This is a genomic window from Saccharopolyspora sp. SCSIO 74807 (assembly GCF_037023755.1).
In the GTDB taxonomy this organism is placed as follows: Bacteria; Actinomycetota; Actinomycetes; order Mycobacteriales; family Pseudonocardiaceae; genus Saccharopolyspora_C; species Saccharopolyspora_C galaxeae.
On record NZ_CP146100.1, the window covers coordinates 5,963,526 to 5,976,006 of the forward strand.

Genomic DNA, 12,481 nt, shown 5'->3' on the forward strand with positions numbered 1-12,481 from the left:
GAGCGGCCACCTCAGCCCGACCCGGTGTCCTCGGTCGCCGCAAGGGCGCGGAAGGTTCCCAGCAGGATGTGCGCGAGGTTGTAGACCACTAAGTCGGCGTCGCCGGCCGCTCCCGCTTCGGCGCTCGAAACGATGGCCATCACAGCCGCACCAGCATCCCGCGCCTGCCGGTGTACCTCGGCCGTCGCCCGGTGCACGGCTTGATCACCGGGCGGCACCCCGAGCGACACCGCCAGGTCGGCCGGGCCGACCCATACCGCGTCGATTCCTTCCACCGCAACGATTTCGGCGGTGTTCTCGACACCGGCCGCAGTCTCCACCATCGCCACCACCAGCACGTCCTCGGCGTTGCGCAGGTGCTCCGTCGCGGTCACCGCACCGTACCGGCCCGCTCTGCTGTAGGTCGCGAAACCGCGCTCCCCGCGCGGCGGGTAGTGCGCGGACCGGACGACTTCTTCGGCCTCCCGCGCACTTTCCACGTGCGGGACGACGATGCCGTCGGCTCCGAGGTCCAGCACCCGCAGCACCTGGTTCGGATCCGCGCGCCCGACCCGCACGAGCACCGGTAGGCCGTGCGCCTGCGCGAGCGCGATGTGCTGCTGCAGCGGCACCAGATCGTCCGGGCCGTGCTCGCAGTCGACGAGCACGTAGTCCAGGTTCGCGATCCCGGACAGCTCCACGAGCATCTCCGCCGGTAGGCGCAGGATTCCCCCGCGCAGCCGGGAACCCGCGCGCAGCTTCGACTTCAGTTTCATCGGCCCACCATCCCCGCGGAAAGATCGATGTCGGCGGCGCACAACCCCGGCATCCGCAGCATCGCCACCAGCGCCGCACCCACTTCGTCCTCGGTCACCATGCGGCCGAGAGCAGCGCGCGAGACGAACTCCTCCTCCGCCTGTTCGGCGGTTCTTCCGGTCCTTTCCGCCTCCAGCCGGAAGTTCCGCGCCATCCGCGGCCCTTCGACCGGGCCCGGCGAGAGCGCGTTGACCGCGACGCCGAGCGGGCCGACCTCGGCGGCCAGCGTGGTGGTCAGCCCCAGCACCGCCGCCTTCGAGGCGCAGTAAGGCGTGCGCCGGGCCAGCGGACGCTTCCCGGACACCGAGGCGATGTTGACCACGTCGCCCGCGCCCCGCTCTGTCATGGCGGGCAGGAAGGCGCGGCACATCAGGTACGTCCCGCGCACGTTGGCGGCGAACACCGCATCCCACTCGGTGGGGTCGATCTCGGTGAGCGGCGCGACCGGGCCTGCGACCCCCGCGTTGTTCACCAAGATCGACACGTGCTCGCCCGCCAGCTGCTCGGCGAGCGCCGCCACGGCGTCCGGATCAGCGACGTCGCAGTTCACCGCGACGCCCTCGCCGGACATCCCGGCCACCGTCTCGTCCAGCGCCGATCGGGTCCTGCCGACGACGATCACCCGGGCTCCGGCGGCCGAGAGGGCGTGGCACATCGCCCGGCCGAGCCCGTTGCCGCCGCCGGTGACCAACGCGGTGCGCTCGGCGGGTTCAGCTTCGGGCATGATCGGTCCATTCCAGCGCGGTCTCGCCGTACTTCGCGGCACGCACATCGCCGGAGCGGGCATGGCCCTCGAACAGCTCGACCCGAGCGGCCCGGCCGCACACCTCGCCCAGCTGTGCGCTCGCCGCCTGGTCGGTCACTTCCTGGTAAGTCACCGTCTTCAGGTACTTCCCCACCCAAAGCCCACCGGTGTAGCGCGCGGCGCCCTTGGTCGGCAGCACGTGGTTGGTCCCGATGACCTTGTCCCCGTAGGACACGCACGTGCCTTCGCCGAGGAACAGCGCCCCGTAGTTGCGCATCCGGTCGAGCGCGCGCCGCGGCTGGGCGGTCAGCACCTGGACGTGCTCGCTGGCGTAGGTGTCGGCGAGCGCGTACGCCTCGTCCACCGAGTCGACCACGACCACCGCACCGTGGTCGCGCCACGCGGGCCCGGCGAAGTCGGCGGTCGGCATCCCGGGAAGGAGCTCGTCGACGTGGGCGATGACCGCATCGGCGAGCGTCGCCGAAGTGGTGATCAGCACCGCGGGTGAGTCCGGGCCGTGCTCGGCCTGCGAGAGCAGGTCCACCGCGACCACGAACGGATCTGCGTGCTCGTCGGCGATGACGAGGATCTCGGTCGGCCCGGCGAACAGGTCGATGCCTACCTCGCCGAAGAGCTGGCGCTTGGCCTCGGCGACGTAGGCGTTGCCCGGCCCGGCCAGCAGGTCCACCGGCCCGATCGACTCGGTACCTGCGGCCAGCGCGGCCACCGCCTGCACACCGCCGAGCAGGTAGATCTCGTCCGCCCCGGCCAGGTGCATGGCGGCGATCGTCGGCGCCGGAATCTCGCCGCGAATCGGCGGAGTCGCCGCCGCGACCCGCGGCACTCCGGCGACTTTTGCGGTCACGATCGTCATGTGCGCCGAAGCGGTCAGCGGGTAGCGGCCACCGGGCACGTACGCGCCCACCGCGTCGATCGGGACGTGCCGATGTCCCAGCCGCACCCCCGGCAGCGTCTCGACCTCGATGTCGCACATCGATTCCCGTTGGTGCTCGGCGAAAGCACGAACCTGCGACTGCACGAACCGGATGTCGGCCAGCGCCTGCTCGCCGACCGTGGCGACGATCCGCTCGATCTCGTCCGGCCTCAGCCGGAACGACTCCGGGGCCCATCCGTCGAAAAGCTGCGAATGCTCGCGCACCGCTTCGTCACCGCGGGCGCGGACGTCCTCGATGATCGTGCGGACCCGTTCGCGCAAGGCCTCGTCATGCGGAGCGGAGTCATCGGTCGCCGTCGGCTGCGGCGCCGGGCGCTTCAACACTTCGGGCAAAGTCGTTCTCCTCGGTCAGGATCGGTGAAGTGCACCGCCGGATCAGCCCGTTGAGCAATCCGGCGGTCGTATCGGGCGCTTCGAGCGGAAACAGGTGCCCGGCCGCGGGCACCACGTGCAATTCGGTGTCGCCGAGGTGGTCGGCGATTTCGCGATGGATCCGCGGTGGGCACAAGGCGTCCTCGGTACCGCAGGCCACAAGGGACGGAACATTGATCGTGCGCAGCACAGCGCGTGCGTCGGTCCGGGTGGATTGGCCGGCCAGCTGGGTGCGGAACCGTCGCGGGCCGATCCGCTCGGCCATCTCCCGGAATTCCCGCGCCAACTCCGGCGACGGCCGCTGCCCGGCGTACATGGTCGGCAGGATTTCCTCGACGACCGCAGCGAATTCTCCGGCTTCGGTGCGCCGGTCGGCCTGCCGCCACCCTTCGTGCTGCTCCGGTCTGGGCGCGGCGGCGTTCGTGGCCAGCGCGGCGAACCCGGCTACCCGCTCCGGGGCCAGTCGCGCGATCTCGAACCCGACGATTGCCCCGAGGCTCAGACCGACGAGCACGACTCGACCATCCACACTGGACAGCACGTGCTCGGCCATGCCGGTGACGCTCGGGCGGTCCAGCTCCGCGTGCACGACCGGCAGTTCCAGCCGCGACTCGACCCCGGCCCACAGCCCGGAATCGCAGAGCATCCCGGGCACCAGCACGGCCGTGTCAGCCACGAGCGCGCGGCACGAGCGCGTACGGCGCGACGTAGCCGTTGTGGTCGATGGAGTACCCGGCATCGGCGGCGGCCTTGACCACTTCCTCGTCCCAGTCGAGGCGCACCCGTCCATCCCCGGAATTGATCACCACGAGCTTGCCGGTGTCGTCCCCGGTGTTCCGGATGCTGCGCCACGCGCCGGGCGGCACCGAGAGCATGTCCCATTCGCCGAGCTGGACCGCGACCGGCTCGTGGTCGTTGAGGGTGACCTCCCAGCGGCCCTCCTTGACCATGAGCACCTGCGTTTGCTCGATGCGGTGCCCGAGCATCCCGGCACCGGGTTCGGCGCGCAGCCAGGCGATGTTGTGCCCGTGCGGGTTGTAGATCCGCGGTTCCTGGTCGAGGTTCTCGGTCATGCCGAAGCCGACCACCAGCGCCAGTTCCGCACCGCCGCCGGTGACCACCGAATCCAGGAACGGCCTCGAGCACCACTCCAGGTCGTCCTGCGTCACCACGCGCCGCCGCATCTTCTCGGCGGAGAACGATCGCAGCCGCGCGATGTCCGACTCGGCCATCGGGCGCACCAGCTCGACGTCGTCCGGCGGCTGGCCCCCGGCGACCGTGTCGATCAGCCGACCGTCCTCACTCAGGTGCAACCCGTGCCCGGCGGCGTCCCGCAACACGGTGGGGCCCCAGATGATGCCGCCGGTCTCGTCGTGGCCGAGCGAGGTGAACAGCCAGCCGTCGTCCGGTCCGATGTTGGTGAAGCCGCGGAAGATCCAGGTCGGGATCGAGGCGATGTCCCCCTCGCGGAGAACGAGCTCCCCCTCGTCCCCGTCAGCACCCCAGCGCAGCAGGTACTCGCCGCGGAAGCACAGGAACACCTCGGCGGTGAAGTGCAGGTGCAGGTTGTTGGTGACCCCTTGCGGCATCGCGGCCGCGCCGATGTTGTAGCCGTGCGGCTCGCGGAGGTTGATGACCTGCTTGGAGTTCTGCGACACCCCGGGCCCGATCATCGCGTAGTTCTCCTTGCGCTGCGAACCCGGTGTGCGGCAGTCGATGAACGCCTGGTCGCACGACACGAAATCGCTGCGCCGGATCGTCCGCCGCGCGCTCTCGGCCTCGCTGACCCGTACCGGCTGCTGCTGCATCCCCGCTCCCTCCGACCAAAAACTATGAATACGTATGTACTACCGCAACGGCGGAGCGGCGGTCAATGACCAACCGGGTGCTGACCGGGCCGAACACCGTGCAAGAGCTCGACCGATGACGCCGACTAGACTCCGTATTCCAGGAGGTTCCATGTCGATCACGAGTCACGACGTCGCCAGGTTCGCGGGCGTGTCCCAGGCGACGGTCTCGCGCGCGCTGCGCGGTGATCCGCGGGTTTCCGCGGCGACGCAGGACCGCGTCCGCCACGCCGCGCAGGTCCTCAACTACGTGCCGAGCGAGGCAGGCAGGAGCCTGTCCACGCACACCACTCGCCGGATCGGCGTGCTGGTCAGCGACTTGACCAATCCGTTCTACCCGCACCTGATCGGTCCGCTGCACGACGAGCTGGAGCGCTGCGGCTACCGCATGATGCTGCTGGCGGAACGTTCCGACGACGCCTTGGCCACCGAGGGACTGCTCGACCACTCCATCGACGGCGCGGTGCTGACGACCGCGACCAGTGGCTCCGAGCTCCCCGATGCGCTGCGGCGCAAGCAGATCCCGTTCGTGTTCCTCAACCGGGTCGACGGGCGCGACGGCGCCGACTCGGCAGTGGTCGACAACGAGCGCGGCGGCAGGCTCGCCGCCGAGGAACTGATCGCGCTCGGGCACCGCAGGGTCGCGCTGCTGGGCGGCTCGACCGACACCAGCTCCGGCCGGGATCGCGAGGCCGGTTTCGTGGACGCGCTCGCCGAGGCCGACATCGCGTTGCCCGCGACCCGGATCCGCCGCGGTTCCTACGACTTCGACACCGGCTACCTCGGACTTTCCGAACTCCTCGCCGCTGATCCGGACCTCACGGCCGTGTTCTGCGGCAACGATGTGGTGGCCATCGGCGCCTACAACGCCGCGTTGCGGGCGGGCGTCCGCATTCCCGATGAGCTCACGCTGGTGGGCTTCGACGATCTGCCGATGGCGTCCTGGGAGGCCTTCTCGCTCACCACGATCCGCTACGACCTCCAAGAGATGGCCAGGGCCGCCGCCCGGCTGCTCGTCGAACGCCTCTCCGGTGACGCGGGCGATCCCGCGCGGCGCGTGGCTTTCGCACCGGAACTCGTGCGCAGAGGAACCCACGCGCCTCCCGCCACCCGCCGCGGATGACCGGTCACGGGCCGGTTCAGGCGAACTTGTTCGCGCCGAGCTCGCTGCGGTACGTCTCCTTCATGAACACCGTGACCACCACCAGCGCCAGCACCGCCGCCGCGGCGAGGTAGGCCCACACCGCGTAGATCGTGCCGAACCCGTCGACCAGCAACGCCGCGATGAACGGCGTGACACCCATGAAGATCGAGAACGAGCTGTTGTAGGCGATCGCGCTCGCGCTGAACCTGGTGCGGGTCGCAAACAGCTCGGCCGAACACGTCGTCACGATCCCGGTGAGGAAGAACTCCGGGACGATGTAGACGAGCTGGCTGCCGACCGCGGCGGTGAAGCTGCCCTGCTCGCCGATGGCGAACGCCAGCGGGACGAGGAAGATGCACGCCAGCGCACCGATGATCAGCATCGGCTTGCGGCCGATCCGGTCCGAGAGCTTGCCCGCCAGCGGAAGCAGCGGCATCAGCACGGCCACCGAGATGAGGTTGGACAGCAGCGCCTGCGAGCGGGTGAGCCCGACATTGCTGGTCAGGTACTCCGGGTAGTAGGTGACCCAGGTGTAGGACAGGATCGCCAGCATGATCGAGGCTCCGCAGAACACCAGGATCGGGCGCCACTGCTCGCGCAGCGCCTCGCGCACCGGCGCCTTGACGATGTTCGTGCCGCCTTCGGTCTCGCGCATGAATTCCGGCGTCTCCTCGATGCGGCTGCGCAGCCACAACCCGAGCAGCGACAGCGGCAGCACCGCGAGGAACGGGATCCGCCAGCCCCAGGATTCCAGCACCGGCTGCTCGAACGCGGTGCTGACCAGCGCCGCGACGCCCGCGCCGCCGAGGATGCCGAGGAAGCAGCTGTTCGAGGCGTACGAGGTGTAGTAGGTGCGCTGGTGCGGCTTCGCCCACTCCATGATGAACGCGACCGCGCCGACGTACTCACCGCCGGAGATCATCCCCTGGAAGGTCCGGATGAGCACCAGCAGCAGCGGTGCCAGGAAGCCGACCTGCTGGTAGGTCGGCAGGGCGCCGATCAGCGCGGTGGACACGCCCATCATGACGATCGTCCACAGCAGAGCCTTCTTCCGGCCGACGCGGTCGCCCCAGCGGCCGACGAGCGTTCCGCCGAGGGGGCGGAACACGCAGGCGACGGCGAGGACCGCGTAGGTGCTCATCACCGTCGCCGCGCTGTTGCCGCCCGGGAAGAACGACGAGGCCAGCATCGGCGCCATGTAGCCGTAGAGCCCGTAGTCGAACTGCTCGACGAAGTTGCCGACGCCGCCCGCGTACACCGCTCGGCGGATCTTCGCCGGCGCCTGCTGCTGGTCTGCCGCGAGGGCGGGGGCTGGCGGGCCCGGCATTCCGACTGACATGGGCATCTCCAGGGGTCACGACGCCGGTGGACATTGTGCATACGTATGAAGTTCGTCGGAGGTTAGCCCGCGGCCCCCGTACCGTCAAGATTCGGTGCGGGCGCACCACAACGAATCCGGTCAGCCGTTCAGATCGAGGATCGCGTAGCCGAATCCCGGTACGGTCATCGCTTCGCCGTCCAGGCGGACACCGCTGTCCTCGACGGGCCTGGCGTCCTGCACGCGGCCGTCCGCAACGGTGATCGTCGCGGGGTCGCGGCGCGGGTTGACGGTGACCAGGAACCGGTCGCCGCGCAGGTAGGTCAGCGGATAGCCGTCCGAGAACACCCGCACGTCGGCCTGCGTGCCGAGTTCGGGGTACCGCTTGCGCAACGCCAGCAGCCGCCGGACGAAGTGCAGCAGCGAGCCCGGATCGCGGCGCTGCGCTTCGACGGTCGGCCGGTCCGGGTCCGGGTCGATCGGGATGTAGAGGTCCTCGGCGGGTGCCTCGGAGAACCCGGCGTTGGGCCCGGCGTTCCACTGCATCGGCGTGCGGTTGCGCTGGCGTCCGGCGCTGCCTTCGACATCGGGCAGGCCCTCGATCATCCGCATGCCGATCTCCTCGCCGTAGTACATCGCGGGAATCGTCGGCCAGGTCAGCAGGAACGCGAACGCGGCGGGAAGTTCCTCCGGGGTGCGGACGCCGTCGTTGAGCCGGTTCGCGCTGTCGTGGTTGGCGGTCGGCAGCATGATGCGGCCGCGACCGATGTCCCCGGTCGCCTCGGTCCAGGCGTCCACGAAGATCTTCGCGGTGCCGGTGCCCTCGGCGCCGAAGTACGGGTTCTCGTGCCACAACGACTTCCACGGTGCGCCGTCGCCCGGACCGTTGACCGGCAGGTAGAAGTCGGCGTCGAAACCCGCGGGCACCGACGTGGCCGGATCGCCCCATTCGGAGATCAGCACGGCGTCCGGGTGGTGCCTGCGAACCCACTCGCAGAGCTCGCCCCACAGCTTGCCGGTCTCGACCCAGCCGGGGTCGTCCTTGACCAAGGTGGCGGCCAAGTCGCAGCGGAACCCGGAGATCCCCAGCCGCAGCCAGTGATCCATGACCTCGCGGATCGCGGCGCGGTTGCGCATCGGACCTTCGGCGTCGACCGGCTGGCGCCACGGCTCGTCCGGGTTCATGCGCGCGTAGCCGTAGTTGATCGCGGGCTGGGTGTCGTAGTAGTTCTTGAGGAACGCACCTGCGCGCGGGCCCGGCGAGGCGACGAAATCCTCCGGGAGCGTGCCGTCGTCGGGCAACTGGTCCGGTGTGGCCCAGACGTAGCGGTGATCGGTGTCGTCGTGCAGCGAGTCGAGGAACCAGCCGTGCTGGTCGGACGTGTGGCCGGCCACGAGGTCGAACAGCACCCGGATGCCGCGGCTGCGCGCGGCTTCGACCAGCCGGACGACGTCGTCCTCGTCGCCGTAGCGCGGATGCACACCGGTGTAATCGGCGATGTCGTAACCGGCGTCGGTCAGCGGTGAGGGGAACACCGGGTTGACCCAGATCGCGCCGATTCCCAGCCATTGCAGGTGATCGAGGTGTTCGATGATGCCGCGCAGATCGCCGATGCCGCTGCCGTCGGTGTCGGCGAAGCTCTGCGGATAGATCTGGTACAGCACGGTGTCGGCCAGCCACGAAGGACCGTCCACACCGGATGCTCCGCGCGCGGCTCCCGCCGAGTGCGGAGCCAGCGCCACACCCGTGAGCGCCGCACCGGTCCCGAGCATGAACGATCGCCTGGACACCACCATGATCCCGCTCCCACCATCCTGACTACGTATGCAGAGTAGATCAATGTACGCACCCGCCACCTCGAGCGGAACACGCACCGCGCAATTTCCACGGCGAATCGGCCGGGTGGAGCACACCCGTGATCACCCGTTGGCGGCTGTACACGGGCAACGAAATGGCGCAGAGTGCGTAGCCGACGAACCATCGGCTCAGGAAGTGTGATGACCGGCGACGAAATCGTGCTCGGTCCCCTGCCGAAGGGGATCACGCCGGCCCGGGAGGGCATGCGGAACAAGGTGTGGAACGTGCTCGGCCACACCTATTCCATGAAGGCGGCCAGCGAATCGAGCTTCGCGTTCGAGACGCTGGACCCGCCGGGCACCGGCGTACCGCCACACGTGCATCCGACCCAGGACGAGCACATCTACATCCTGGAGGGCGTGTTCACGCTCTACCTCGACGGCGAGTGGGAGACCGCGGGCCCCGGCGACACCGTGCTGATGCCGAAGGGCCTCCCGCACGCCTACTACAACCGCAGCGAGAACATCGCCCGCGGACTGTTCTGGGTGAGCCCGGCGGGACGGCTCGCGGAGCTGTTCGACAAGCTGCACGACCTCGAAGACCCGGCCGAGGTGGTCCGGGTGTCGGCGCAGCACGACGTCGACTTCCTGCCGCCCGGTTCGGTGGAGGGCGCCTGAGCGACCGGTTCGGCGCAAGGCGCCTGCGGCGCCGGTCGGGCGAAAGGCGCCTGCGGCGCCCGGGAGGTCACCGACCGGGCTCGTTCACCTGCTGCTGCGAGGAACCCGACGCCCGGGCGTAGCCGGCCACGACTGCCTCGAGCTCCGCCGCGTCGATCACCTCGTCGATGTGCGAAAAGCCCTGCGGCGCACGACGTTCGACCTCGTCGATGACGTTCTCCGGTCCGCCTTCGCGGTTGCGCAGCACCACCTCGCTGGTGGCCGCCAGGCGATCGTCCTGGTAGGCCAGCAGCGCCTCGGTGGGGTCGGAGCACCGCGCCAGGTGCCCGCCGAGAGCGGTGGCGTCGAGGATCGCCTGACCGGCGCCGTTGGAGCCCATCGGATACATCGGGTGGGCGGCGTCGCCCAGCAACGTCACCCGCCCATGCGACCAGGCGGGCAGCGGATCGCGGTCGCACATCGGGAACTCGAAGATCTCCTCGGTGGCCTCGACCAGTCCGGCGTGGTCGACCGCGGGCGAGCAGAACCGCTCGACGTGCCGGGCCAGTTCTCGCCGGTCGCCGGGTCTGGCCCAGTCCTGCCGCTCCGGCGGCGCAGCACCGGGTTGCCCGGTGCGGATGCAGACCGCCCAGTTGGTGAGCTTGGTGCCCGCGCTGCGGCCCTCCGCGATCGGGTAGATCACCAGCTTGGCCGCGGTGCCACCGGCGACGATCATCGAACGACCGCCGTCGAACTCCGGCCAGTCGGTGGCGCCGCGCCACATCAGGACGCCGTTCCACCGCGGCGCTCCTTCCGCGGGGAACAGGATGGACCGCGCGGCCGAGTGGATTCCGTCGGCGGCGACCAGGACGTCGCCGCGCACGGTGACCGGCGCGGCACCGCGCCGGTCGAAGTGCGCCCGGACTTCACTCGCGTCCTGGTCGAAGCCGGTCAGCCGGTGCCCGGTCCGCACCGCGTCAGCGCCGAGCCGTTCCCGGACCGCCCGCAGCAACATGCCCTGCAACCTGCCCCGGTGCAGGCAGAACTGGGGAAGCGTGAATCCGGCGTCCAGCCCGCACGGCTTGCGCAGGATCACCGGGCCCAGCCGGTGCGCGTAGTACAGGTCGCGGGTACGGACCCCGATCTCGTCCAGCGAGTCGAGCAGACCGAGTTCGGCGAGCTCTTTGACCGCGTGCGGCAACGCGTTGATCCCGACGCCCAGCTCCCCGCTCTGCTCGCTCTGCTCGTAGACGACGCAATCGATGCCTTCTTGGTGCAGCCGCAGCGCCGCGGTCAGCCCGCCGATCCCCGCTCCGACGATGATGACCTGCACAGCAATCTCCTGTTCGGACGACCTCCCGACTCGACCACGCCGAAGCATCGCCGAGATCCGCGAATCAGACTACCGGCGGTGCCACCGGCGACTACGACGTCCGCGGAGCGAGGACGGGCCCGGTCACCAGGTCACCGGAAGTTCCAGCAGTCCCGCGGAAAGCTGCCCGGACTCGTGGCGCAGTTCGTCGGCGGGCACCCCGACCTGCAGGTCCGGCAGCCGCCGGAACAGCGTGGTGAACGCCGTCTGCAGCTCCACCCGCGCCAGCGGTGCGCCGATGCAGTGCCAGATGCCGTGCCCGAACGTCAGGTGCGGGTTCGGCGCGCGGGTGGTGTCGAACTCCTCCGGGCGGTCGAAGGCTTCCTCGTCGAAGTTGGACAGCGTGAAGTCCAGCAGCACCAGGTCCCCTGCGCGCATGGTCACGCCGCCGACCTCGACGTCGTCGGTGGCGTAGCGCGGCAGCATCGAGCTGCCCGCCTTGGCGGCTCGCAGCACTTCCTCGACCGCGATCGCCATCTTGCCGGGATCGCTCATCGCCGCGGGGAGCTTGTCCGGGTTGTTCGACAGGATCTTCAGGTCGGTGCCGCAGGCCGAACAGTTGCGCACCCGCAATCGGACAGCGCGGGCGGGGCGGCCGGTGCTCAGCCGCCAAGGCGGCCGCCGTCCCGCACCGCCTGCGCCACCTCGTCGAAAACCGGGTCGCCGAGGAAGCTGCGGAAACCCAGCAGCACCGCCCCGCCGATGTCCTCCCTGCGCACCCGCTCCAGCAGGGTTTCCTGGCACAGCACCAGATCGGCGTCCGCCGGGAGGTCCCCGACGGACGCGTGCACGACGGCCACCCGGTGCGGTCCGAGCTGCTCGGAGAGCTGGGCGGCGACCAACGCGCTGCTGCCCATTCCCGCGTCGCAAGCGATGATCACCTTGCGCACCGCGGAGCCGTCGATGGTGCGCGCGGAAGGCACCTGCTCCCGCTGCGCGGGTCCGGGCTCATCGGCAGGCTGTTGGTCGTCCGGCGCCCGTCCGCCCAACGTCCGCCCGAGCCGCCGCCACAACCTCGTCGCCTCTTCACGCGCCTTCACGAATCCGCACCCTCCTGCGTAATGGGCACACCCGGATCACTTCACATATTCCGGCAGCACCCGCGGTGGCCACTGGCCGACGTCCAGGATGCCCATCGAGTAGCCCTTGGACACCAGCGCCGGCCGGTTGGTGACCTTCAGCTTCCGCAGCAGGGTGGTCACGTGGTACTCGACGCCGCCGCGGCTGAGGTAGAGCTCGGCGGCCAGCTGCACGGTGGACTCCCCGGCGGCGACGCCTTCGAGGATGCGGGCGTCGATCTCGCTGAGCAGCTTCTCCTTGCCGGTGACCATCGCGGAGCGCTGCGCCTCGTCGGGCTGCAGCAGCACCATCACGCCTTCGGCCCTGCCGGAGCGGTCCGGCACCGCGATGCCGCGAGAAATCAGGCATTACGGCGCTCGAAACGGATCGGAAAGGCGGTGCGGACGAGAAGCGGCCGGC

The 12,481-nt window shown here is 69.9% G+C and carries 13 protein-coding genes; 2 read left to right on the forward strand and 11 right to left on the reverse strand.

Features of this window, described 5'->3' with window-relative positions:
- Positions 1–11: 11 nt before the first annotated feature.
- Genes V1457_RS27290 through V1457_RS27310 form a run of 5 tightly spaced genes read right to left on the reverse strand, consistent with a single transcriptional unit; the run spans position 12 to position 4,675 of the window.
- Positions 12–755: an aldolase/citrate lyase family protein gene (locus V1457_RS27290; protein ID WP_338597853.1), complete on the reverse strand. Its 744-nt coding sequence runs from the start codon at positions 753–755 to the stop codon at positions 12–14.
- Positions 752–1,519, reverse strand: coding sequence for an SDR family oxidoreductase (locus V1457_RS27295; protein ID WP_338597855.1), 768 nt, complete (start codon positions 1,517–1,519; stop codon positions 752–754). Before V1457_RS27295 ends, V1457_RS27290 begins: the two co-directional genes overlap by 4 nt.
- Entirely contained in the window at positions 1,506–2,819 is a 1,314-nt protein-coding gene (gene hisD, locus V1457_RS27300) for a histidinol dehydrogenase (protein WP_338605133.1), read from the reverse strand. Before hisD ends, V1457_RS27295 begins: the two co-directional genes overlap by 14 nt.
- A complete protein-coding gene (locus tag V1457_RS27305) occupies positions 2,779–3,543 on the reverse strand; it encodes an alpha/beta fold hydrolase (RefSeq protein WP_295141881.1) in 765 nt (254 codons plus the stop codon). The genes hisD and V1457_RS27305 overlap by 41 nt, the downstream gene beginning before the upstream one ends.
- On the reverse strand, positions 3,536–4,675 hold the full coding sequence (locus V1457_RS27310) for a cupin domain-containing protein (protein WP_338597858.1): 1,140 nt from the start codon (positions 4,673–4,675) through the stop codon (positions 3,536–3,538). The genes V1457_RS27305 and V1457_RS27310 overlap by 8 nt, the downstream gene beginning before the upstream one ends.
- Before the next feature lie 151 nt (positions 4,676–4,826).
- Here V1457_RS27310 and V1457_RS27315 point away from each other — a divergent pair, with 151 nt between their 5' ends.
- Complete coding sequence (locus V1457_RS27315; protein WP_200071664.1) at positions 4,827–5,837, forward strand: LacI family DNA-binding transcriptional regulator; 1,011 nt, start codon at positions 4,827–4,829, stop codon at positions 5,835–5,837.
- Between the two features lie 16 nt (positions 5,838–5,853).
- Here the strand turns inward: V1457_RS27315 and V1457_RS27320 are convergent, their stop codons facing one another.
- Positions 5,854–7,197 (reverse strand): MFS transporter, encoded by a 1,344-nt coding sequence (locus tag V1457_RS27320; protein ID WP_338597860.1) that lies wholly within the window; start codon positions 7,195–7,197, stop codon positions 5,854–5,856.
- A 120-nt stretch (positions 7,198–7,317) separates the two neighbouring features.
- The gene (locus tag V1457_RS27325; RefSeq protein ID WP_338597862.1) at positions 7,318–8,973 is read right to left on the reverse strand and encodes an alpha-amylase family glycosyl hydrolase; all 1,656 of its coding nucleotides are present in this window, start codon (positions 8,971–8,973) and stop codon (positions 7,318–7,320) included.
- Between the two features lie 201 nt (positions 8,974–9,174).
- On the opposite strand from V1457_RS27325, the gene V1457_RS27330 reads away from it, so the two are divergent.
- Positions 9,175–9,651, forward strand: a complete 477-nt coding sequence (locus V1457_RS27330; RefSeq protein WP_200071666.1) for a cupin domain-containing protein — start codon at positions 9,175–9,177, stop codon at positions 9,649–9,651.
- A gap of 67 nt (positions 9,652–9,718) precedes the next feature.
- Here V1457_RS27330 and V1457_RS27335 read toward each other — a convergent pair whose 3' ends face one another.
- The 4 genes from V1457_RS27335 to V1457_RS27350 all read right to left on the reverse strand — a co-directional run bounded on the left by V1457_RS27335 (position 9,719) and on the right by V1457_RS27350 (position 12,405).
- The gene (locus V1457_RS27335; protein WP_338597864.1) at positions 9,719–10,963 is read right to left on the reverse strand and encodes a flavin-dependent oxidoreductase; all 1,245 of its coding nucleotides are present in this window, start codon (positions 10,961–10,963) and stop codon (positions 9,719–9,721) included.
- 123 nt (positions 10,964–11,086) lie between these two features.
- Entirely contained in the window at positions 11,087–11,569 is a 483-nt protein-coding gene (locus V1457_RS27340; RefSeq protein ID WP_338597865.1) for a cytochrome P450, read from the reverse strand.
- 35 nt (positions 11,570–11,604) lie between these two features.
- Positions 11,605–12,042: a hypothetical protein gene (locus V1457_RS27345; protein ID WP_338597867.1), complete on the reverse strand. Its 438-nt coding sequence runs from the start codon at positions 12,040–12,042 to the stop codon at positions 11,605–11,607.
- A 36-nt stretch (positions 12,043–12,078) separates the two neighbouring features.
- Positions 12,079–12,405: a helix-turn-helix transcriptional regulator gene (locus V1457_RS27350; protein WP_307850170.1), complete on the reverse strand. Its 327-nt coding sequence runs from the start codon at positions 12,403–12,405 to the stop codon at positions 12,079–12,081.
- Between the last annotated feature and the right edge of the window lie 76 nt (positions 12,406–12,481).